At 62.2% G+C, this 23065-nt stretch carries 18 protein-coding genes and 3 tRNA genes; 9 read left to right on the top strand and 12 right to left on the bottom strand.

Annotation, left to right across the window (positions count from 1 at the left end; genetic code table 11):
• Positions 1-10 precede the first annotated feature (10 nt).
• Genes ACO41U_RS03700 through ACO41U_RS03680 form a run of 5 tightly spaced genes read left to right on the top strand, consistent with a single transcriptional unit; the run spans position 11 to position 5143 of the window.
• Entirely contained in the window at positions 11-952 is a 942-nt protein-coding gene (locus tag ACO41U_RS03700; protein WP_485941696.1) for a dihydroorotate dehydrogenase, read from the top strand.
• A 20-nt stretch (positions 953-972) separates the two neighbouring features.
• Positions 973-2190 (top strand): hydantoinase/carbamoylase family amidase, encoded by a 1218-nt coding sequence (locus ACO41U_RS03695; RefSeq protein ID WP_485941694.1) that lies wholly within the window; start codon positions 973-975, stop codon positions 2188-2190.
• On the top strand, positions 2187-3470 hold the full coding sequence (locus ACO41U_RS03690; protein ID WP_485941692.1) for a dihydroorotase: 1284 nt from the start codon (positions 2187-2189) through the stop codon (positions 3468-3470). The genes ACO41U_RS03695 and ACO41U_RS03690 overlap by 4 nt, the downstream gene beginning before the upstream one ends.
• Before the next feature lie 2 nt (positions 3471-3472).
• Positions 3473-3682, top strand: coding sequence for a hypothetical protein (locus ACO41U_RS03685; protein ID WP_485941690.1), 210 nt, complete (start codon positions 3473-3475; stop codon positions 3680-3682).
• 3 nt (positions 3683-3685) lie between these two features.
• A complete protein-coding gene (locus ACO41U_RS03680) occupies positions 3686-5143 on the top strand; it encodes a sodium:solute symporter family transporter (protein ID WP_485941688.1) in 1458 nt (485 codons plus the stop codon).
• 194 nt (positions 5144-5337) lie between these two features.
• On the opposite strand, the gene eno is transcribed toward ACO41U_RS03680, so the two are convergent.
• Both eno and hcp read right to left on the bottom strand, forming a co-directional pair.
• Entirely contained in the window at positions 5338-6633 is a 1296-nt protein-coding gene (gene eno / locus ACO41U_RS03675; protein WP_485941686.1) for a phosphopyruvate hydratase, read from the bottom strand.
• A 105-nt stretch (positions 6634-6738) separates the two neighbouring features.
• Entirely contained in the window at positions 6739-8373 is a 1635-nt protein-coding gene (gene hcp / locus ACO41U_RS03670; RefSeq protein WP_485941684.1) for a hydroxylamine reductase, read from the bottom strand.
• 531 nt (positions 8374-8904) lie between these two features.
• Here hcp and ACO41U_RS03665 point away from each other — a divergent pair.
• Positions 8905-10317 carry a uracil-xanthine permease family protein gene (locus ACO41U_RS03665; protein WP_485941682.1) on the top strand — a complete coding sequence of 471 codons (1413 nt, stop codon included), beginning with the start codon at positions 8905-8907 and terminating at the stop codon, positions 10315-10317.
• Between the two features lie 263 nt (positions 10318-10580).
• On the top strand, positions 10581-11411 hold the full coding sequence (locus ACO41U_RS03660) for a hypothetical protein (protein WP_485941680.1): 831 nt from the start codon (positions 10581-10583) through the stop codon (positions 11409-11411).
• Positions 11412-11644: 233 nt separating this feature from the next.
• Here the strand turns inward: ACO41U_RS03660 and ACO41U_RS03655 are convergent.
• The 10 genes from ACO41U_RS03655 to ACO41U_RS03610 all read right to left on the bottom strand — a co-directional run bounded on the left by ACO41U_RS03655 (position 11645) and on the right by ACO41U_RS03610 (position 20893).
• Positions 11645-11721: transfer RNA gene (locus ACO41U_RS03655), tRNA-Met, on the bottom strand.
• A gap of 8 nt (positions 11722-11729) precedes the next feature.
• Positions 11730-11806, bottom strand: a tRNA-Met gene (locus ACO41U_RS03650).
• A gap of 13 nt (positions 11807-11819) precedes the next feature.
• A tRNA-Leu gene (locus tag ACO41U_RS03645) sits at positions 11820-11906 on the bottom strand.
• 46 nt (positions 11907-11952) lie between these two features.
• Positions 11953-14001: an FtsK/SpoIIIE domain-containing protein gene (locus ACO41U_RS03640; protein WP_485941678.1), complete on the bottom strand. Its 2049-nt coding sequence runs from the start codon at positions 13999-14001 to the stop codon at positions 11953-11955.
• A 4-nt stretch (positions 14002-14005) separates the two neighbouring features.
• Entirely contained in the window at positions 14006-16027 is a 2022-nt protein-coding gene (locus tag ACO41U_RS03635; RefSeq protein ID WP_485941676.1) for an ATP-binding protein, read from the bottom strand.
• Positions 16015-16755 carry a hypothetical protein gene (locus ACO41U_RS03630; protein ID WP_485941674.1) on the bottom strand — a complete coding sequence of 247 codons (741 nt, stop codon included), beginning with the start codon at positions 16753-16755 and terminating at the stop codon, positions 16015-16017. Before ACO41U_RS03630 ends, ACO41U_RS03635 begins: the two co-directional genes overlap by 13 nt.
• 25 nt (positions 16756-16780) lie before the next feature.
• Positions 16781-17953: an amidohydrolase gene (locus ACO41U_RS03625; protein WP_485941672.1), complete on the bottom strand. Its 1173-nt coding sequence runs from the start codon at positions 17951-17953 to the stop codon at positions 16781-16783.
• 100 nt (positions 17954-18053) lie between these two features.
• Positions 18054-18938 carry a triphosphoribosyl-dephospho-CoA synthase gene (locus tag ACO41U_RS03620; RefSeq protein WP_298779618.1) on the bottom strand — a complete coding sequence of 295 codons (885 nt, stop codon included), beginning with the start codon at positions 18936-18938 and terminating at the stop codon, positions 18054-18056.
• Positions 18939-18966: 28 nt separating this feature from the next.
• On the bottom strand, positions 18967-19860 hold the full coding sequence (locus ACO41U_RS03615) for a YitT family protein (protein WP_485941670.1): 894 nt from the start codon (positions 19858-19860) through the stop codon (positions 18967-18969).
• Positions 19861-19942: 82 nt separating this feature from the next.
• Positions 19943-20893 carry a hypothetical protein gene (locus tag ACO41U_RS03610; RefSeq protein ID WP_485941668.1) on the bottom strand — a complete coding sequence of 317 codons (951 nt, stop codon included), beginning with the start codon at positions 20891-20893 and terminating at the stop codon, positions 19943-19945.
• 309 nt (positions 20894-21202) lie between these two features.
• Here ACO41U_RS03610 and miaA point away from each other — a divergent pair, with 309 nt between their 5' ends.
• On the top strand, positions 21203-22195 hold the full coding sequence (gene miaA / locus ACO41U_RS03605) for a tRNA (adenosine(37)-N6)-dimethylallyltransferase MiaA (RefSeq protein WP_485941666.1): 993 nt from the start codon (positions 21203-21205) through the stop codon (positions 22193-22195).
• Complete coding sequence (gene ispH, locus ACO41U_RS03600) at positions 22189-23043, top strand: 4-hydroxy-3-methylbut-2-enyl diphosphate reductase (RefSeq protein ID WP_298779606.1); 855 nt, start codon at positions 22189-22191, stop codon at positions 23041-23043. Before miaA ends, ispH begins: the two co-directional genes overlap by 7 nt.
• The last annotated feature ends 22 nt before the right edge of the window (positions 23044-23065 follow it).

Below are 23065 nucleotides of genomic sequence, written 5' to 3'. Positions count from 1 at the left end.
GGGGACGACGATGTCGGAGCTCAAGTATCGGACGGATCTGTCGGTGAAGGTCGGCGGCATCACCTTTAAGAATCCGGTCATGCCGGCCTCCGGAACCTGGGATTGTTTTGAGAACAACGCGGGCCTTTTCCCCATGAGCGAACTCGGCGCGGTCATGGTCAAGAGCGTTCATCGCCTCGTGCGGCAGGGCAACCCGCCGCCGCGCATCGCAGAGGTGACGGGCGGCATGATCAACGCGGTGGGCATCCCTTCCATCGGCATCGAGGCCTTCATGACACAGGAGTTGCCGCGCTATGAAGGCATCGGTGCTCCGGTCGTCCTCAGCATATCGGGCAATCGAAAGGAGCACTACCGCGAGGCCCTGGAGATTGTCGCCAACGATCCGCGCATTGCAGCGGTGGAGCTCAACCTCTCCTGTCCCAACATCGGCACGGGGTTGGCCTTCTCCTCCACCCCGGACGTCCTTCGCGAGACCCTGAAGGCGGCGCGGGAGGCGACCCGGCTCCCGATCTTCGTGAAGCTCGCCCCCAACGTGACCGACATCCGCGTCAGCGCGAGGGTCAGCGAGGAAGAGGGGGCGGACGCCGTCACCATCGCCAACACGTGGCGCGCCATGCTGATCGACGTCGAGACGCGCTCCCCCGTCCTGAGCAACGTCTCAGGCGGCATGTCGGGGCCGGCCGTGAAGCCCCAGACCCTGTTCCTGGTCTGGCAGGCCCGCACCGCAACGGCCATTCCGATCATCGCAAGCGGTGGGATCGCGCGCTGGCAGGACGCGGTCGAGTACGTTCTCGCGGGGGCTTCGATGGTGCAGGTCGGCAGTGCAAACTTCCGAAATCCCGCGGCCATGATCCAGGTCATCGACGGCATAGACCGCTACCTTGCGGAGCACGGCTACAGGGCCCTCTCCGAGATACGGGGGCTTGCCCATCAGAGCCGTGGGATTTCCTGAACGGAGGCAGGAGGGATGTCATGCAGCACAGCGTTTCGGAGATAAGGTACTGCGGAGAGCTCTTTGAGGCCTTTTACGACGTGGGGAGCACGAGGGAAGGAGGGGTCACGCGGCTTGGGTACTCGGCCGTCGAGGACGAGATGCACCGCTGCTTCGAGGCCCTCGCCAGGGAACTGGGGTGCCGCGTCTTCGCGGACGAGGTGGGCAACACCTTTGCGTCCAACGGGGAGGAGGGGGACTACTACCTGCTGGGCTCTCACCTGGACTCCGTCGTCGATGGGGGGCGGTACGACGGCGTCGCAGGCGTCATCGCCGGCCTGATGGTCGTCAGGCGGCTGCGGGAGGAGGGGGTCCGAATTCCCATCAGGGTCGCGGCCTTTCGGTGCGAGGAGTCCAGCAACTTCGGGCTCTGCACCATCGGCTCCGGCCTGATCGCCGCTCAGGAGAAGTACGCTGTGAACGTCGGGAGCCTGAGGTCGCGGGACGGCGAGCGACTCGACGAGATATTTCAAAAGCGGGGGCTGTCCTTCTCGCCGAAGAAGATATCAGGGATAAAGGAGTACCTGGAGCTGCACATCGAGCAGGGCAAGGTGCTGGAGGAGACGGGAACGGAGGTCGGCATCGTCAGCACCATAGCGGGGCCGCGGCGTTTTCGGTTCATCCTGCGCGGCATGGCGGAGCACTCGGGCGCCACCCCCATGGGCCTGAGAAACGACGCCCTGTGTGCCGCGGCCGAGGTCATCCTGGCCGTGGAACGGATCGGGCGCGAGGAGGCGGCGAATCAATCCGTCGCGACCGTCGGCGTGGTGGAAAACCGCCCAAACGTCCTGAACGTGATCCCTGGCGAGGTGGCGCTGGGCATCGACCTGCGCGGCATCGAGGAGGATAGCCTGGACCGGATGGAGCAGGCCGTTCGCTCAAGGGCGCAGGACATCGCCAAGAGCCGCGGTGCGGCCTGCCTGGAGATGAAGATCAGCAGCGTTTCGCCCGTCGCCATGAGCTCTCGCGTTCAGCAGGGGCTGGAGCGGGCGGCATCACGCCTTGAGATCAGCTCAAGGAACATGCCGAGCGGCGCAGGACACGACGCGATGTCGTTTGCCGCGCTGTGCGACACCGGCATGGTCTTTATTCCCTGCCGGCACGGCGTATCTCATAACAGGAAGGAGTTTGCCTCGCTGTCCAGCATCTGCGATGGCGCAGCGGTGATCTGCGAGTACCTGAAAGGAGAAGCGGTATGATCCTGATTCAAAACGGGAGGGTTCTCGACCCCAAAAGCGGCCTGGACGAGGTTCTGGACGTCATCGTCCGGGACGGTCGGATCGCCGGCATGGGGAAGTACGCGAGGGGCGGGGAGTTCACGGAGGTCATCGACGCCGAAGGCTGCATCGTTGCGCCGGGCCTGGTGGACACGCACGTACACTTTCGCGACCCAGGGCTCACCTACAAGGAGGACGTTGCGACGGGGGCGGCGTCCGCCGCGGCGGGCGGCTACACGACGGTCATCTGCATGGCGAACACGAAGCCGCCGTTGGACGACGCGGAGGCGCTGAAGGACCTCAGGCGGCGCGAGTCGGACCTCCCCATCCACGTCCTGAACACGGCGTGTGTGACCCGCGGCATGAAGGGGCAGGAGCTGACGGACATGGACGCCTTGAAGGCCGCGGGGGCGATCGGCTTCACGGACGACGGCCTGCCCATCAAGGACGTCAAGCTGATGATGAGGGCGATGGAGCGGGCGCGGGAGCTCGGCGTGCCCATCAGCCTGCACGAGGAGGACCCGGACCTCATCGGAAGCCCCGGCATCAATCAGGGGAGGGTATCCAGGGAGGTCGGAGTGCCCGGCGCCCCTGCCGTCGCGGAGGAGACGCTGATGGCCAGGGACTGCCTTCTGGCCCTGCACACCGGTGCCAGGGTCAACATCCAGCACCTGAGCTCCGGCGTGTCCGTGGAGGTCCTGCGCCTGATGAAGAAGCTGGGCGCGGACGTCTGGGCGGAGGTCACGCCGCAGCACTTCTCCCTGAACGAGGAGATCGTCCTGGAAAAGGGAACGCTGGCCAAGGTCAACCCCCCGATTCGGACCGAGGAGGACCGATACCAGCTCATTCGCGGGCTGAAGGAGGGCGTCATCGACATCATCGCAACGGACCACGCGCCGCACGCCTCCGAGGAAAAGGCCAGGGACCTCATGGACGCCCCCAGCGGGATGATCGGCCTGGAAACGGCGCTGGCGCTTGGGATCACCAACCTGGTGCGAAAGGGGCACCTCACCCTGCTTGAGCTCCTGGAAAAGATGACCGTAAGGCCGGCGGAGCTCTACGGGCTCTCCTGCGGCAGCCTCCGAGAGGGCGGAGATGCGGACCTGGTGGTCTTTGACGAGCGGGAAAGGTGGACCGTGGGGAGCCGCTTCTTCTCGAAATCCTCCAACTCTCCCTTCACGGGAATGACGCTCTACGGTCGGGTAAAGTACACGCTCTGCGGTGGCAGGGTGGTCTATACGAATGGAAAGGACGTGAGGTAAACATGAAGCAAAAGCTGTTTGGTTGTGTCTTTCTGGTGCTGCTCCTGCTGGGGGCGCTGCCGCTGTCGATGACCTGGGGGGATCAGGGATACCTCTTCGGGTGGTTGCCTGTGGCCCTGGCGTACTGGTGGACCCTCATGCTCGTGAACCTGGCCTTTGTCCTCCTGGTCTGTCGGGAGTTCGTCAGAAGCAGCAAGAAAGGGGAAAAATAAGGCATGAACACAGGGGTATTGAGCCTTGGCGTGATCGTCGTCTACCTGGTGGCGATGCTGGTCATCACCGTCATCCATGGGCGACGCAAGAAGAAAGCCTCCGCACTGGACTTCTTTCTTGCGAACCGTGGGGTGAACTCCATCCTGCTGCCGCTCACCATGATCGCGGCCATGCAGAGCACCTTTGCCTTTCTGGGCTCGCCCGGAATGTACTACACCCACGGGATATCCTTCATCGTCCTCGTCCTGAGCCAGGTCTGGGTGGCGCTGATGGTGGTGTACTTCGGGAACAAGATTCGACTGCTGGCCAACGAGCGCGGCTACATGTCCCTTGGGGACTACCTGGAGGACCGCTTTCAGAGCCGATATCTGAAGGTCATGGCGGCCTGCGTCTCCGTGCTGATGACCATGATCTTCCTTGCGATGCAGTACGTGGGCAACGCGCGCGCCATGAGCGTGGTGAGCAGCGGGGCCATCAGCTACAACGCGGCGATCCTGGTCAGCGTGATCTTCTCCCTGCTCTACGTCCTGATCGGAGGGGCGGGCGGCGTCGTGCTGCTGGACGCCGTACAGGCCGTCATTCTGCTGACCGGCATCGTCCTCGCGGCGTGGGTCGCCCTGGTCCCATCGGGAGGCATCGTCAACCTGTTCACCCAGGTTCGCCAGACGGCCCCGGAGCTCCTGTCGCGGCCCGGCCTGAAGGGGCTGTACACGGACAAGTACTGGGTGATGCAGTTCATCGTCCTGCCGTTCGGGATATGGCTCTGCCCTCACGTCTGGAACAAGTCCCTGATGGCGCGGGACGAGGAGGCGCTGGCACGGTCCGCCATCAGCATCCCCATCTCGCAGCTCCTGATCTACGGCTTTTCGACGCTGTTCATCGGACTTGCGGGGCACATCCTGGTGAGCGCCTCCGAGGTCCACGCTGCGGACAACATCTTGCCGATCCTGATGCTGAAGTACTCCAACTGGTTTATTGCGGCGCTGATCATGGCGGCGGCCATCGCGGCCGGCATCTCCACCATCAACGCCATGCTCCTCGTGAGCTCGCAGCTCGTTTCCCAAGACCTCATCCTGCTGACCCGAAGGGGCCAGATCTCCAATGAGCAGAACATGCGGATATCGCGGATCATCGTGTTCGTGGTCGCCGCGATCTGCGGCCTGATCGCGCTGAAGCCGCCCGCAACCTTCGTGCAGGTCATCCAGGACGTGGCCTATACGGGCCTTGCGCAGCTCGCGCCCCCCTTCCTGCTGGGGATGTACTGGAAGAGGTGCTCTCGGCTGGGGGCCTCCGTGGGGCTGACGGCAGGGATCGCCATCCTGTTCGGCACGCGCATCCTGGGCGTTTCCCCGCTGGGGTGGCCGGGGTTCATGTGGGGTTTCTTCATCAACATCATCCTGACGGTCGTGATCTCCCTTCTGGGGAAAGAAGGGGAGGCGCCGACCGCCGAAGTGCGCTGACGGGAGCTGTGGGCTTGATTCAAACCGGGGCCGTCGAAATCCATCGACGGCCCCGGCTCGTACCCTGCTCCCGAGTGAGGGAGGCGGCGGACCTGCCGCGGCAGATCATTCCAACTCCCCCCTCATCGTGATGCTTCGTTGTTTTTTTGCTCTCTTTGCTGGGCGGTTTCGTCGCTCAGCCGGCCCGGTGCCCTTCAGCGATTGAACGCGTGGACGCCCGGATAGACGGCCGCGTTCCCCAGCGCCTCCTCGATGCGCAGGAGTTGGTTGTACTTGGCGGTGCGCTCTCCCCTTGACGGCGCCCCCGATTTGACCTGGCCCGTGTTCAGGGCGACGGCGAGGTCCGCAATCGTCGTGTCCGCCGTCTCGCCCGATCGGTGGGAGACGACGGCGGTGTACCCCGCCCTGTGGGCCATGCGGACGGCATCCAGCGTTTCGGACACGGACCCGATCTGGTTCAGCTTGATCAGGATGGAGTTTCCGCAGCCCATCTCGATCCCCCTGGACAGACGTTCCGTGTTCGTGACGAAGAGGTCGTCGCCGACGAGCTGCACCTTCCCGCCGAGCTGTCGGGTCATCTTTTTCCAGCCGTCCCAGTCCTCCTCGTCCAGCCCATCCTCGATGGACCAGATCGGATACCGATCGACCAGAGCCTCCCAATGGGCGATCAGCTCATCGGAGGTGAGGTCCAGGCCGGACTTCGGCTGATGGTAGAAGCCGACGCCCTTCTCGCTCTTCCACTCGCTGGACGCGGCGTCCATGGCCAGGACGAAATCGCGTCCCGGCTCATAGCCCGCCTTCCGGATGGCGTCGAGGATGGACCGAATCGCATCCTCGTCGTCCTTCAGGTCGGGGGCAAAACCGCCCTCGTCCCCCACGCCCGTCGCGCAGCCCCGCCCCTTCAGGATGCCCCGAAGGGAGTGAAACACCTCGGAGCACCAGCGGTACGCCTCGCGGAAGGACGGCGCGCCGACGGGCATGACCATGAACTCCTGGATGTCGAGGGAGTTGGCGGCATGGGCGCCCCCGTTCAGGATGTTCATCATCGGCACGGGGAGGAGGCTCGCGTTCACGCCCCCCAGAAAGCGGAACAGCGGCACCCCCATGGACTCCGCCGCGGCCCTGGCGCTGGCGATGGACGCGGCGAGGATCGCGTTGGCGCCCAGCCTGGATTTGTTGGGTGTCCCATCCGCCTTCAGCATGGCGAAATCGACGGTGTGGATGTTCTGAGGGTTCAGGCCCCTCAGGACGTCGTTGATGACCGTGTTGACGTTCGCCACCGCCCTGGCCACGCCCTTGCCGCCGAAGCGCTTTTCGTCGCCGTCCCGAAGCTCGACCGCCTCGAACTCGCCCGTCGAGGCTCCGCTGGGGGCGATCCCCCTCCCGACGGTTCCGTCCGACAGCATGACCTCCGCCTCCACGGTGGGGTTGCCGCGGGAATCCAGGATCTCCCTGCCCGTTACTTGCTCAATGGATGCATGTTTCAACATCGTTCTACGCGCCTCCTTTAACTGTTGTCCCCGTACCGCAATCCGGAAGGCCGCAGGGCAGTGGGCAGCAATCTGCCCCGTACCCCTGCGGCCTTCTTTCGGTCGTCAGGCGATCAGCAGTTTCAGGTCCTCATCCACGGTGCCGATCCCTGCGATGCCGAAGTTCTTCACCAGCACGCCCGCCACGTTGGGGGACAGGAAGGCGGGGAGCGTCGGCCCAAGGTGAATGTTCTTGACCCCCAAGTAGAGGAGCGCCAGCAGGACGATAACGGCTTTCTGCTCGTACCAGGCGATGTTGAAGGCCAGCGGCAGCTCGTTGACGTCCTTCAGGCCGAAGGCCTCCTTCAGCTTCAGGGCGATGAGGGCCAAGGAGTAGGAGTCGTTGCACTGCCCGGCGTCCAGCACGCGCGGTATGCCTCCGATGTCCCCCAGGTCCAGTTTATTATACCTGTATTTCGCGCAGCCCGCCGTCAAAATCACCACGTCCTTCGGAAGCTTGTCGGCGAACTCCGTGTAGTACTCCCGCGACTTCATCCGCCCGTCGCAGCCGGCCATGACCACGAACTTCCTGATGGCGCCGGACTTCACCGCGTCCACCACCTTATCGGCCAGCGCGAACACCTGCTCGTGTGCGAAGCCGCCCACGATGCTGCCCCGCTCGATCTCCTCCGGCGCAGGGCACGTTTTGGCCTGCGCGATGATGGCGGAGAAGTCCTTCACCTCGCCGTAGGCGCCGTCGATGTGCCTGCATCCGGGGAAGCCCGCCGCCCCCGTCGTCCACAGTCGGTCCTTGTAGCTCTCCGCCGGAGGGACGACGCAGTTCGTCGTCATCAGGATGGGGCCGTGGAAGCTCGCAAATTCCTCTTTCTGTTTCCACCATGCGTTTCCGTAGTTGCCGGCGAAGTGAGGGTACTTCTTGAAGGCCGGGTAGTAGTGCGCAGGCAGCATCTCGCTGTGCGTGTAGACGTCCACGCCCGTCCCCGCCGTCTGCTCCAGGAGCATCTCAAGGTCCCTCAGGTCGTGTCCGGAGATCAGGATGCCCGGGTTCTTCCTGACGCCGATCTCGACCTTCGTGATCTCCGGATTTCCGTAGGCTCCCGTGTTCGCCCGGTCCAGGAGCGCCATGCCCTCCACGCCGTGCTTGCCCGTTTCCAGCGTCAGGGCGACCAGGTCGTCCACCGTCAGGGCGTCGTTCAGCGTGCTCGCCAGCGCGTGCTGGATGAAGGCGTCCACGGCCTCGTCGTCCTGAAGCAGGGCGTTCGCGTGCTTGGAATAGGCCGCAAGGCCCTTCAGCCCATAGACGATCAGCTCGCGAAGGCTGCGAACGTCCTCGTCCGATGTTGCCAGGACGCCCACCTTCGCCGCCTTCGCCTCGAATTCATCCTTCTCCCCCTTCCAGGACGCCGCTTCGGGCAGGCCCGACGCATCCTTGACGCGCGCCAAAAGCTCCTCCTTCAGCCTCAGCGTTTCCTCGATTCGGGAAACGATCGCCTCCCGGTCGAAGTTCGCGTTTGTGATCGTTGTGAAGAGGTTCACGGTGACCCAATGGTTCACCTTCTTCTCCACTTCCTGCCCCTCGCTTCGCAGGCGCTCCGTGACGCAGGAAAGCCCCTTCGTCACATAGATCAAGAGGTCCTGCATCGCCGCCACGTCCGGCTTCTTGCCGCATACGCCGCTTTTGGTGCAGCCCTTTCCGCCCGCCGTTTCCTGACACTGAAAACAAAACATGCTGCAATCCATCTTCATATACCCCCCCATGTTTAGTTCCTGATCTGTTTTTGGCCCCAAGCCCAATGTCCGCTCCTTGCGCTTCGGGCTCGTGGCCTCCTGACGACAGCCTACGAACGTCTTTCTGCAAACACTATAGCCCCGCCCCGGCGGTTTGTCCGTTGTTATGACAACGAACCCTTGCTGACGTGTTGTGATGCGGTGAATTTTTGTCCGGAGGGTCGAAAAGACGCCTTGACGAAACCGGAAATGCCCGCTAGAATACCGTGAGTTTTAGAAATCGATCCATTGGGGGCAGTGAAGTGGCCGTTATCAAAGGGGAAAATTCTAACTCAATACAGAAATGCAGAGGACACACCGGAAAGATTTTTTCCGAGTGTGTCCTTTTTTTATACAGGGCTTTGGAGGCATGACCGCGCGGCGACAGGAGGCTTCCTCTCTGTGTCGCCCGACTTCCGGCTCCTGGCAGACGGGAAGGTCCGTTCTTGGCGTCGGGTTCGTTTTTCGCGGCCGTTCTTGACGTTGAAAGGAGATTAAATGACGATGATTGGGGAAATGAAAAGTATCGGCGATGAGGCCATCTACGACGCAAGGTCCCTTGGCGTGGGCAGGATGCTGATCTTAGGCCTGCAGCACCTGTTCGCCATGTTTGGGGCCACCGTCCTCGTGCCCCTTTTGACGGGGCTCAGCGTCAGCTCGACGCTCCTCTTTGCGGGGGTGGGCACGTTGTTGTTCCACATGATCGCAAAGTGGAAGGTGCCCGCTTTCCTGGGGTCCTCCTTTGCCTTTCTGGCGGGCTACGCGGCGATCGCGCCGAAGGGCGACCCTGCGCTTTTGCCCTATGCGTGCTTTGGGGTTGCCTGCGCAGGGCTGGTCTACCTCTTGCTGGCGGCGGCATTTCGCGCTTTTGGCGCCAGCAGGGTCATGCGATATTTTCCGCCCATCGTCACGGGGCCGATCATCATCGCCATCGGGCTGACCCTGTCGCAGTCCGCGATAGAGAACTGCTCGAAGGACTGGTTCGTCGCCCTGGTCGCCATCGTGGTCGTCATCGTCTGCAACATCTGGGGGCATGGCATGGTGAAGATTGTCCCGATCCTGCTCGGCGTGGCGGGTTCCTACCTGGCTGCGGTGGCGACCGGCGCCGTCGACTTCAGCACCATTGCAGCGAAGCCCTGGTTCGGCTTCCCCGTCGAATACGATCAAACGGTGTTCTCCATCTTCACCAACGGAACGGTCAACTTTGCCCTGTTGATCTCCTCGGTCATCACCATCGTGCCCATCGCCTTCGCAGCGATGATGGAGCATATCGGCGACATCTCCGCGATATCCTCCACAGTGGGTATCAACTACATCAGGGACCCCGGCCTCCACAGGACGCTGACGGGCGACGGCCTGGCGACGACGGCGGCCTCCCTCTTCGGTGCGCCGGCGAACACGACTTATGGCGAGAACACCGGAGTGCTCACGCTCACGAAGGTCTACGATCCGAGGATCATACGCCTGACGGCGGTCTTTGCCGTCCTACTCTCCTTTTGCCCCAAGTTCGCGGCGGCCATTGAGAGTATGCCCACGGCGACGATCGGCGGGATATCCCTCATCCTCTATGGCATGATCGCCTCCGTCGGCGTCCGAAACATCGTGGAAACGAACGTCGATTTCTCGCAGAGCCGCAACGTCATCGTCGCCGCTCTGATCCTGGTGCTATCGATCGGCATCAACTACAGCTCCGCCGGAGCCCTCAACTTCACGCTGGGTGGCATCAGCATCAAGTTCTCCGGCATCGCCACCGGCTCCCTGGTCGGCATCCTGCTGAACGCCGTCCTTCCCGGCAAGGACTACAAGTTTGACGATGACGCGCCCAACCCGACGGGGGTCAACCTGGAGATCGCTCAGGGCAAGAGCCTGGAGTGGGGGACCGATGGCGCAGAGGGGCAGGGGACGGTGCTCTCCTAGGAGAAACGGCTCAGCCGAAAGGGCGATCAGAAAACCGTAAAGCAAGGCCGCCGGCGATCGCGTGAGGACTGCAGAAGACGGTCCCTAGGCCGGATAGGGCGAAGTGAAGTGCCCGAAGTGTGGAGCAGGGATCATCCTGAGGAACAGGAAGAACGGGCCGTTCCGGTTCTGCGGCAGCTACCCGACGTGCCGTTCAAGCCCAGACAACGGCGGAAAATCCGTGTTCAAAAAAGCAGCATTAACGGGAGAGGAGAGTGGAATCCATGAAGAAATTTCGCGGAAGAGATATAGCGGTTTTTGTTCTGGGGCTAGGCATCCTGGCTGCCGGAGCGTATTTCCTGATGGGCAGCGGCTCCTTCATCAGTACGCCGGCTGCCGCTTCGATGACGCCCGAGGCGCTGACCGCAGAGAATGAGATGTTGATGAAGCAGGTTTATGATGCGTCAATGCAATTGCAAATGATCGCCTATGGCGGCTCGGAACCTGCAAAAGTATGGGTGGAAAAGTATTGTAAAGACGGGCGTGATGCTCCACTTCCGGAGGCTCCTGAAGCTGCCAATGCGGAGTTGAAAGCCCGTGTCCATGACGCACGAATCATATTTGAAGGACTTCAAGCAGAACAGAGAAAAGAAATGCACTGGCTGGCGCAGTATTATGGCGAAGAGAATGAAGAGACCCTGAAAAAGTTAGGAATCAGGAGCAAAAAAGCACAGATTCAGGGGGAGAAAATCACTAGCAAAATTATCACTAATCTCCGCAGCACAAAAGCGGCTCTTATTCTGTATTATGCAGATCATTTGGATGAAATTGGTAAGCAGAAAAATTATGACCTTGGCGCTGTTCTCGACACGCCGGAACACATCCAAGCTACTCTTGGCGTTTATGTAGAGGGTGCTATTGATTACAGCGATGGACGTTGGATATTTCGGAGTGAGGAGGAGCGTTGGTGGATAGGCTATAAGCTTGAAGGGGTATCTGAGGCGGACCGCCAAAGGCTCGTAGAAAGAGCTTCTGTGATAGGGCTTTTTAAGGCGCCTGACAGCAATAAAAATTCTTATGACGGTGGGGATGTTGTATTCATGATAGCCAGGTGATCATGCGAAGCGGACATAAGATGGCGGTCCGTGTACTTCTTAAGCGGGGCGGCGTTTGCCGCCCCGTTCTGTTCCGGCCGACTGCTCCTGAACATGAGGCCTTCCGCCAATTACATTGGTACGGATACAGGGGCAGCGTTCATAGGGAAAATCACAGTTTGGAATAAGGATAACAAAAAACCCCACTCAGAGCGGGGTTTGTAAATTCTATAAGACGTGGAAAAATTAACGAATGGTGGCGGCGACTGGAATCGAACCAGTGACACTGCGGGTATGAACCGCATGCTCTAGCCATCTGAGCTACGCCGCCCTGAAAGTTGGTTGCGGGGGCAGGATTCGAACCTGCGACCTTCGGGTTATGAGCCCGACGAGCTACCTGACTGCTCCACCCCGCGATGTCGTGTCCGCTGGTGCCGAGCGCGGGACTCGAACCCGCACGGACAAACGTCCACAGGATTTTAAGTCCCGTGTGTCTACCAATTCCACCAGCCCGGCGACACTCGAACATTATACCATCTTTTCTCGATACGTCAAACTTTTTTCAGCCTCTCAGAAATTCCGGGCCCAGGAGTGAGACGTCCGCAATCGGGCCCTGAAGGCGCTCGACAGCCGCACCGTCCCCAACCAGCATGTCGCCGTGTCCCAGCAGGTGCTGTGCCTGGGTAAATCCCTCGCCCAGGATGATCTGGCTGTTGCTCTTGCTCGCCACCTTCAGCGCCACGCGCAGTTGAAGGTTGGCCTTGATGACGCCGGTGACGATCTTCGCGTCCGGGCGTTGTGTCGCCAGCAGCAGGTGGAATCCGGCGGCCCTTCCCTTCTGGCAGAGTCGCTGGATGAAGTACTCGAGGTCCTTGGCCGTCTCCTTGCGCATCATGAGGTCGGCGTACTCGTCGATGATGAGGACCCGTCGCCGCAGCCGCTCTCCGGCGACGGCGTTGTAGTCCGTCAGGTGCGAAACCTTCGCCCCCTCCATGAGCTCATAGCGCCGCTCCATCTCGTCAACGGCTTTCTTCAGGGCCTCCATGGCTTCCTCGACGTCGCAGAGTATCCGCCCCTCCTCCAGGGCCCTCAGTGCCGCCAGATCGACGAAGGTGACTCGCTTGGGATCGATCAGGGTGAAGTTCACGCTGTCCTTCGGCGCGCAGAGCAGGAGCCCAATCACCACGGAGCGAAGCAGGACGCTCTTCCCGCTTCCGGAGGTTCCGCCGATCAATATACTGGTCATGGTCGGTTCCGACAGGTCGGCCCAGAAAACGCTTCCATCCACCCTCATCCCCAGGGGGAAGGCGGCCTCCGAACGAGGTCGGCTCTCCTCGCCTTGTCGGATCAAAGTTTCAAGGGAAAGCACCTGGCGGCTGGACCGTGGGACGTCAACGCCAACGTAGCCACCATAGGCCTGAATCACGGGGGGCACGGGAAGGTCCATCTGAACTTGAAGGTCGTCCGCCCGGTTATCTATCTTCTTCACGGTCGTCCCCTTGGCGGCGTCGGGTCGGACCTTCAAGCGTATGAAACAGGGGCCGCAGACGACCCCAGCGTCGGTGACCGACAGTCCAAGGTCCTTCAAGGCCTTAAGCAACTGTACCATACGCTCAAGTCCTTCTGCATTACAAAATATTTCTTGAAGGCCTTTGTCAAGGTCATCACGGGCTTTGCTGCCAGATTCGCTTCCTGGCTTCTCCAGAACAGTTTGAGGAACGGGGGGCGCGTCCCAATCGTTGGCGCAGTCCCCGCTCCACGGACACTGCAGGCAAAGCGCGGAGTTCACCGCCACGGGCAGGGGCAGGCGCCGCTCCAGAACGTCGAGGACCACGTCAAAAAGGCCCGGCAATGCGGAAATCATGCTCTTAACGTCGGACGAAGGGAAGGTAGCGGGATGCTCCTCCTCCAGATAGACAACCTGAACGGCGGGAAGGATACCCGTCGCGCTGTGAACCAGCCAGGCGTAGATCAACGCCTGAGAAAGGGCTACCGTCGGGTCGGAGCACCGGTGCCCCTTGAACTCGAACAGGGTCGCCTCGCAGGAGTCGGGATTGAACAGCAGCGCATCGTAACGCCCCGAAAGCTTCAGCACCCGTCCGTCGGAGGAAACATAGCTGGCCTGAAGCGTGCGCTCCGGCTCCAAGAACACGCGGTCCATCATCTCGCTGGGGGCGAGGTGCTCAAAGGGGATTTTGGCCAGGAAATCTGCCATACAGCCAGCCCAGACCGACGTCCCACGGGCCATGGATAGCGCCTGCTTTGTGGATAGCCCCGGCGCATACTGTTCCATAAAGGGGTTGAAAAAACGGACGCGGATGAGCTCCTCCAGGCGCTCTCGAATCGGAGCCTCCCCGGCACGCGTTCCGGAAAGGACCGCGCGAATCTCGCCTCTCACGGGGTTTTGGGGATCGGACGCCGCATCGAAGAAGGCTCCGGCGATGTGCTTGTGAAACAGGGAGCCGTACTTCTCGCCGCTCCCCTCGATGCCGACCTTCCAAGCCCCGCGCTCCCCCTCCCCGCGATAGGCCAGGAGTCTGGGGCAGCGCTGGCACAGCGCCGCGTCGCTGACGGAAACGGGGAGAGCTTTTTTCTGCGTTTGGGCAGTCATCTCGCTATACCCTCGAAATCAACGTGCCGTTTCCGGAGGAGTAGAGGCAAAAGAGCGCCTTCTGGCGGTTCAGCTCGGCCAACAGCGTTTCATGGACGACATCGAAGCCCTTATGGCGGAGCTCTTTTACCATAAACTCGGCGTCCATCATCTTCATGGGTGACCCCTTCAACAACGAAAGGACGGCGCCCGCCAGGCCTTCCTCCTCCGGCGCGCTGCCGCTCATATCCTTCAATCCACGGGTGGGAGGTGTGGGGCCTTCCACGCTCCCTGCGTTCCTGCTCCGGTCGCCATCACCGGTTTTCCCGCTCTCCCCGTCAAGGCCGAGAAGGTTCAGACGGAAGCCCTCCTTCATGTAGCCCGAAAGGTCCTCCGGCGTCGCCAGGCGAGGTTCACCCGATGGCGGGTAGAGGGTGACGTCTCCGTTGCAGACCTTGTTTTGGAACGCCACGAGGCCGTACCAGGCCGCGCGCCCATCCGGCTGGAGGACGACCGTCCTCCCCTTCAGGGCCCTGAACTGTCCGAGGAGGTCATGCACAGCCCTCCAGTTTTCGGGGCCCTTGAGCGCCCGTCCGTCCGTGACGTAACAGCAGAACCCGTTGGGATTTTTTTTCAGAAAGTTGATCCCCCTGTTGATTGCGGCTGCCGCAGAACTATGATGCCGGGTCGTCATGAAGATGAAGGCGCATGGCACCTTCGAGCCCTCGGCGGAGCGCTGTCCGGACAGCCGCACGTATTTATCGTCTGATCGGGAAACGGTAAATTCCGGCCGGGACTCCAGCCACAATGCCAACGCACTCAGAAGGTGCTCCGCGTTGGGGGGCCAGGAATTGGGGTCCGCAGCCACCTTGTCGCACTCCTCGCGGTAGGCCGCGGCCAGGGTGCGTTCGACCTCATGGGCTGCGTCCACCTCATCTCCCGCCTTCTGGATTGCCCGATTGGCCAGGTTTATGACCATTCGAGGAGAGTAGCCCGGCTTCAGCGTCGTATTGAGGCGCGCCATCAGCCATTGGTACTTCTGCTCCACCCCGTCGTCGAAAAAGGCCTTGATGCGATCTTCGATCAACTGCTTCGCCTGCTTCAGGCTGCAGTTTGCCATGGGGAAGCAATGAAGTTCGAATCTATGCCTCACAGCGTCGTCCAGCCTCTTGGAAAAACGCTGTGCCCACGTATCGGCGCGGAGAAAGGCCAGAGGCAGAGCTTCGTAAACATCGTTGATCAGGAGGCTTGCCGCCCTCCCCCAGGCGTTGATCAGGTCCTCTGAAATCATGCCGTCGAGCTGATCGAAGCAGACCAGCATCGGGACGTTGGCGTAGCGCAGGACGTGCCCCAGGGAGCGGAGCCTGTCCCGTGCCTTCTTCTCCCGCGCTGCCGGCGTCATCTCGTCCCAGTTGCAGGCGGGCACCTTCAATTTCTCGGGGAAGCTTTCGTCGGACTCTCCCCTCATCCAGGAGAGGATATCCTCCTTCAAGGAGGCGTCCTCCGTGCTGGCGTAGAGCAGCAGGCAATGAAGGAAATCCCTGTCTATCCCCAACATCTGTTGCCTGATGGAATTGAACCGGTCCATGCCTGATAAGACGGGATGTCCTTCCTTTTGGCAGTGCTCTCGGTAGCTTCCCTCCAGCGCATCGAGCAGCCGATCAATTTGCCGCTTTCCGTCCCCGTGCTCCCGCCCCATGCTGATGAAGACCTCCCGCAGCAGGTCCTGCATGACGCTCTCCGGGTCCATGAAAGCCATGACCGTTACGAAGATCGCGATTTCTCCGCTTTTGCGAATCCTGCCGAGGACGCGCTTGAGCGTGTGGGTCTTGCCCGCTCCCGCCTCTCCGAGGATCAAGCCGGCAAAGGTCTCTTCAGGTTTTTCTCTCGTCGTCCTCAGGAGCTGGTCGATACGATCGACGACGTCACGGTTCAGGGAGTCGAGGTCGGGGTTGGCGTTGTCCCAGGGATTGGGGGCCGCGGACGAGGCAAAGGGGTTGTTCGCCGCCAGTTGGCTGCGAATCACGCTGTCGTTCAGCCTATCCATGTCATCGTCCCCATCATGAAGCCGTTCTCGTCCACAAAGCTATCCTCGACCTGCTCCCGCGTCATCAGCGACACGTCCCCGGCGTGGAGCTGAATGACCTCCTCGTCGTTCAGCCGGCGGAGCATGTCGTCGAAGACCTCGCGCGGCCAGCCCAAACGGCGGCGCAGGTCGCAGATGCGGACGAAAATGCTCTTTTGATTGAGCTCCCGAAAGGCCGCATGAAGCTGCTCCCTGCGTCCGTCGAACGTGTCGTCCTCCGCGGGCAGGGTCGAGTTCTCGGCCCTCAGCATACCCAACCCCTCGGAAACGAAGAAACGCGCCTTGTAATCGTCCTTGAGAACGGCGTAGAGGCGCGCCTTCTTCAGCAGGCCGTTGAGAAGGCTCAGGAAGTCGGCCTTTTTGAAGGGCAGAGAGGTGGCCAGCCCTCCGGCCATCCTACCGGGGTGGCTTCGTACAAAATCCGCGATCAGGTCTTCTGGATTTCTCGCGACGACGAGATAGGTATAGCGGCCATTCATTCGGATCTCCAACGTTTCATCCAAATGGGGCTCAAAAATCTTCTTCAGACTTGGAGCCGTCAGCCTCTTACCCGTCAGTCCCAGACGCTTGCGGAGCTGGGAGCCCATCGCCTCCCGCATCGCGCTCAGGGTCATGAAATCCTTTCCGCTGAGGCGCAGGACCTCCAGCAGCTCGCCGGCGACACTCAAGTCCCTGTCCTTATTGTTCATGCCGTTCCCCCTCGTTCCTCGCCGTTTACGCGCTCGCCAGGAAGTCCGCCGCAAACTGGGCCATCACCGCCGCGCCGCGCTTCAGGATGCCCTCATCCACGGTGTACTTCTCGTGGTGGTTCGTGTACGTGATGTCCTTCTCCTGATTCCTGCTGCCGATGAAGGCGAAGATGTAAGGGATCTTTCCGCCGTCGGAGAGCCAGGGGAAGTCCTCGCTGCCCATCATAGTGGGCATGTGCCCGACCGCCTGCTCCCCGTAGAGCTTCACCACGGCCTCGCGGGCGATCGCGTTGAGCTTGTCGCTGCCGTTGATGAGGGGCGGGGTGAGGCGCTTGTACTCCAGGGTCCCCTTCGCTCCGAAGGCCGCGGCGGTGTCCTCGATGATCCGGCGCATGATCTCCGACTTGCTGAGGTCCTCGTCGAAGGTGCGGACCGTCCCCTCCATGCGCACGCGGTTGGAGATGACGTTCCAGCGGGGGCCGCCCTCGATGAAGCCGATCGTCAGCACGAGAGGGTTCAGGGGGTCGTTCATGCGCGAGACGCACTGCTGCAGGTTGTTGATGATGGCCGCCGAGACCGTGATGGCGTCCACGCCGAGGTGGGGGGCGGAGGCATGGGCCGCGACGCCCTCTACCTCGATGGTGAACTTGTCGCAGCAGGCCATGCGGCTGCCCGGCGTCACGTCGATCAAGGGCGCGTCGAAGTTGCCCCAGACGTGGGCGCCGTAGATCGCGCTGACGCCATCGAGCGCGCCGCCCCTCAGCATGTCGAGGGCGCCCGTGGCGACCTCCTCCGCCGGCTGGACCAGAAGGCGCACCGTGCCGCGCAGCTCGGCCTTCACCTCGTTCAGGATCTGCGCGGCCCCCAGCAGCATGGCGACGTGGCTGTCGTGCCCGCAGGCGTGCATGCGCCCCCCGTTTTTGGAGGCGAAGGGCAGCCCCGTATCCTCCTTGATGGGCAGGGCGTCCATGTCGGCCCTCAGGGCCACCGTGGCACCCTGGCTCCCCCCGCGGATGTCGGCGACGAGGCCGTAGCAACCGGGGACCTCCCGGACCGCGATCCCCATCGCCTCCAGGTCGTGCCGAATTTGGGCGCTGGTCTCCTTCTCCTCGTTGGAGAGCTCCGGGCACGAGTGATAATAACGCCTGCGCTCCACGATGTAGGACTCGTACTTCTCCGCCAATGCCTTGATGTCCATCCTAATAAGACCCCTTTCTGAAAATTGAGCCAAAACTTCAGGTCGGGAGACAGTATAGCACTAAGGAAGCGTTTGGGATAACGGGGGTGGGGCCCCGCAGCTATTCCTCGCGGCCGGACCTCGTGGGGCGGAGCGCCTCGAGGTCCCGGACGAACAGTGCGGCGGCCAAGGCGACCTCGGCCCCCCTGGGACTTGCACCCGCCTCCCGCAGCCGCCTGTCCAGGGCGTTTACAGCCTCGCGGCCCTCTGAGGTGAGGACGCCCCCTGCCAGGAGGGCGGCCTTCGCCTCCGCCTGAACCCGGAGCATCCCGTCGAGCCCCACCCTCTCCGCCAGGGCGGAGTCCGAGTTCCCGGCCAGAATGTCAAGCAGCGCCTGAGCCGCGCGCTCCCTCCCGGAGAGGGCGTCGTTCCCCTCCTCAAGCTGCCGCAGGAGGTCTGCAGCCTGAAGCGCGACGGGGAAGCCCCTCTCCGCCTCGCCTCGCGCGCCGTCCACCCCGTAGAGCGTCCAGGCCCTTTCCCCCGGCGTCAGTTCCGCACTCTCTTCGTCCAGCCCGCGCAGTTCGCGCTCCACCAGGCCGCGAGCGCAGGAGGAGGCCGTCAGGGTCAGGGCCAGGGGCGTCAGGTTCCGCTCCTGTGCAAAGAGCCGGCCGGCCGCCGCGCTGAGCAGCCCCAGGAAGAAGATGCTTCCTTTAAAGGAAGTGCTCCCTCGAACGATCCCCTGCACCTCGCGCTCCCCCTGCATCCCCGCGGGCCGCAGCAGCGTCATGACGTCCTCGGGGTTCATCGCCTCCGTCTCAAGCCCGATGGAGGCGCAGTTGAGAAAACAGGGGAGGAGCCCTAGAGCGCCCTCGACGATCGTCTGAAACGTCGTCCCCGCCGCGTCGGCCAGGGGCGTGACCAGTCCCGGTTTGGGCCAGGCCGCCCCCGCGTTCAGCATCGACTTGACGGCGAGGCGGGCTATGTTGAACACCAGGATATCGTTCATGAGGCCACCTCACCCTCTGAGGTTCCACTCATGCCCGCAGCCAGCTCTTGAAGCCTTCCCCAACGACCTCGGAAACCTCGGAGAAGATGACGAACGCGGTCGGGTCCAGAGAGGCGATATAGCGCTTCAGGGACGCGACCTGCCGCCTCGGCAGGATCACCAAGAGCATCTCGAGCGGTGTGTCCCTGTAGGCGCCCTTCGCCGGGATCAGCGTGGCCGTGCGCTCCAGGTCCGTCATGATGTAGTTCTTGATCTCAGGGGCCCGGCCGCTGATGATCAGGGCCTGGGTGCGACGGTGAAAGGAGTGTACTACGTTGTCGATGGTCAACGTTTCCACGTAGAGCATCAGTGCTCCAAAGAGGATCTCCTCCAGAGAAACCGCTACGAAGGAGGCCAGCAGGATGACGAGGTTGATGTAGAGGGACATCGTCCCGATGTCGGCCCCCCAGCGCTTCCTCGCGGCGACGGAAACCACGTCCATCCCTCCGGAGCTGGCGTCGACGCGAAACAGCATCCCGTAGCCGATCCCGCCGATGATTCCGCCAAGGATGGCGGCCAGAAGCGGCTCCTGAATCACGGGGTATCGAAACATCTCGAAGATGGGCAGGACCAGGCTGGTCAGGATGGTGACGTAGAGCGTCCAGAGGGCGAAGCGCATTGACAGGTAGTGCCAGCCCCACAGGAGAAGGAGCGCGTTGCCCACCGTGATCACCCAGACCGGTGAGAGCCCCCAGAGGTAATTGGTGATGAGCGCCACCCCGGTCACTCCGCCTGAGGCGAATTTGTAGGGCATCATCAAGGCGATGATGGCAAAACAGGTCAGCACCGTTCCAATGGTCGTGCTGATCAGAGTGTCCAGCTCCTCCGTCATTAGCCTGTACAGAAAATCCGCCACGCGGCCCCGCTGCGTCCTCTCGCCCATCTGAAATCCACCGTCCGTCAAGATAAAATTAGGCCCCGAAGCGGGGCCCTTCAATCATAACACAGGCCGTGCGCGGCGTGGGTCAAGCTCTCCGCGCCATGCAGTACATCGAGGCTCGACGGTACGCCATGTCCAGGAGCTGAAGCGTACGGACGGCATCCTGATACTCGGCGCTGCCCATTGTGAAGGACGCAGGATTAAGGCGCTCCTTCCCTCGTTCGTAGGCCCGTTGCACTTCCTCCATCGTGGCGCTTGGAGCGATCCCCAGATAGCTGAAGGCCTCCTCGTCCGTGACGTCCTGCGGTGCTCCGAACCCACCGCTGGCGGGAGGCACGTTCGCCGGCTGCGCCTGAGGCGCCGCCGGGCCCATTTCCCAGGGGGGCAACAGGACCTGGCCTCGAATGGGCGTTGCGGCGGGGCCGGAAGGGGAGGGGGCAACGCCCCTCGCGGCGCCTTTCGCGTTTCGATAGGAGCTGAACGTGTAGCAGAGGGCCATGATCGAGGCCACCGCCTGGGCAACTTTACGGTTCAGCGTTTCCTCCTCGTCGTCAAGTACGACGCACCAGCTCGCCAGCAGGGTGACCGTCAGGCCCGTAAGGGCGAGCAGCCTGCCCGTTGAAATCGTGTTTTTTCCGGAAGATCGATACGTGAGGACGTTGTAGGCGCTGAAGATGTCAAAGACGAGTGGAAAATAGGGTTCCTCGTACACGAGCCAGCAAGCCGCGATGGAAACGGCGACCGACAGCACCGTGCAGACATAGGTTTCCACTCCATACCGCGTCCCTCGCCTCAGGAGCAGAAAACGCATCACCGTGGGGAACAGGACGCCTCGAAACAGGACGTAAAGACACGTGTCCAGGATGAGCTGCATCACGAGCTGCGAGGTCAGGCGCTCCGCACCCCGCAGCATCATAAGCGGGAGCAGAACGGGAAGAAGCGAAAGAAGGGGAAAGACGAGATAGGCCAGCCACAACTTTCTCCTGTCGATCGCGTTCTGTGCCTCGATCGGGCCTCGTTTGTTCTGCATCCTCATGCTCAAGCGCCTCCTCAATATTAAGAAATAAATTTTACCGTTTTACATACCTTACCATCTTACAATATATCAAAAGGGTTGATTCCGCAAGTCCGGTCCTTCTGCGCCAGCGCCTTGTTGGATGACGCAAACGTGCCGCCCCTCTGACGGAAATACGGTTTTCGGGCTGGTCCTGCCACCGTTCATTCGCGGCGCGACGTCATCGTCTAGAGGGCGAACCCTTGAATTGGGCGCAATGTGCTATACTTAACAAGCATTTACCTGATTTTATTGAAGGGGTCGGACGGATGGCGAAGGGTGGCTGCTCTTTTGAATAACGGTGAACGGCAGCCTGTCATTGCGCTGATCGGGCCCACGGCCGTGGGCAAGACGGCCCTGAGCCTCGACGTTGCAAAAAAGTTGAACGCGGAGATCATCTCGGTGGACTCACGTCAGGTCTACCGCTATATGGACGTGGGCACGGACAAGGTGCCTGCCTCCGTTCGGCGCGAGGTCCCGCACCACATGATCGACGTCGTGGACCCCGACGTCCACTTTTCCGTGTCCTCGTTCGTCGAGGGCGCGATGGATGCCGTTCGCCGCATCAACGCGCGCGGGCGGGTCCCCCTCTTTGTCGGAGGAACGCCCTTCTACTACAACGCGCTGTTCGGCGCCTCCATGAACGCATCCCTTCCCCATGATTCGAACGTCCGCCGCCGCTACGAGGCCATGGCGGAGGCCGAGGGCTCCGCAGCGCTGCACGCGCGCCTCATGGAGCTGGACCCAGCTTCGGCTGGCCGCCTGCACCCCAACGACGTTTTGAGGGTCTCGCGGGCCCTGGAGATATGGGACCTGACCGGAACGCCGCCCTCGCGGCTCTATGCGGAGGGGACGAAACTGGATTCCGGCCTGGACGTCCTCTACGTCGGGCTGGTTCGCCCGCGGGAGGACCTGGCCCGACGCATTGCCCTCCGGCTGCGCGCGGAGTTTGACGGAGGGTTCCCGGAGGAGGTCGCCTGGCTGATCGACCACGGCTTTGACGAGCGATTCCCTCCCATGCGGGGGTTGGGGTACCGTGAGCTTGCGGCCTGGAGATGGGGACGGATGAGTTTGGACGAGGCCTTTGAGGGAGCGGTGTGCCGGACCCGTGCCTTTTGTCGAAGGCAGATGACGTGGTTCCGTCATTTTCGGCCCGCCTTGTGGTATGATACGTTCGCCCTGTCCGCCGAGCGGGTGGAGGAAGCTCTCCTGGAGGTGGCCCTTCGTCACCTAGAGGGGTGCTCTGTCGAGGCCGAAGGCTGCGCGGAGGCGCCGGCATGGTGAAGCAGGTCGTCATGGCGGAGCACGCCGGCTTCTGCTTTGGCGTGAAGCGGGCGGTGGACGCCATCCTGGAGGCCCTGAAGGAGGGACGAGCCGGTCGGCCCGTGTGGACGATCGGGCTGCCGATCCACAACCCCCAGGAGGTGGATCGGCTCAAGGGGATGGGGCTTCGCGTGGCCCAGGACGAGAGCGAGGTCCCGCCGGGGGCGGACGTGTTTATCCGAGCGCACGGCGAGCCCCTTGAGGTGCTGGAGGCCCTGAAGAAGAAGGGCGCGCGGGTCTTCGACATGACCTGTCCCTTCGTGGGCCGCGCTCAGAACCTGGCGGCGGAGTTGTCGCAGGCGGGGTGGCACGTGGTCCTGCTGGGCGACCGTCAGCACCCGGAGATCCGTGGGATCATGGGGCACACGGACGGGCCGTTGGACGTGGTGAAGGACGAGGACGAGGCGGCCCTCTTGCCGGAGCGGCCCCGCATGGCCCTCATCTCTCAGACCACGCAGCAGGAGGAGCGCCTTGCCGCCGTGGCGGGGGTGCTGGTCCGGCGCGCGAAGGAGCTTCACGTCTGCAACACGATCTGTCGCGCTACGATGGAGCGTCAGGAAGCGGTGCGGGCGCTTTTGAAACGGGTGGATGGAATGGTCCTCATCGGCGGACGCGCAAGCGCCAACACGGGCAAGCTGCGGAACATCGCCGAGGCGAACGGCATGGATGTCCTTTGGGTTGAGGATGCTCAGGAACTGGATGACAGCCGGGGGTGGTTTGAGGGCAGGAACAGGATTGGTATTGCCGCGGGGGCGAGCACGCCCGAGTGGCTTATCACAGAAATAAGCAATAAAATCGCGAGAATGTAGGCAGGCAAGGGGGATATGTGGA

This window comes from Fretibacterium sp. (assembly GCF_057312375.1).
The sequence above is the reverse complement of the archived record's forward strand: the minus strand, read 5'-3'. Positions and strand labels throughout refer to the sequence as shown.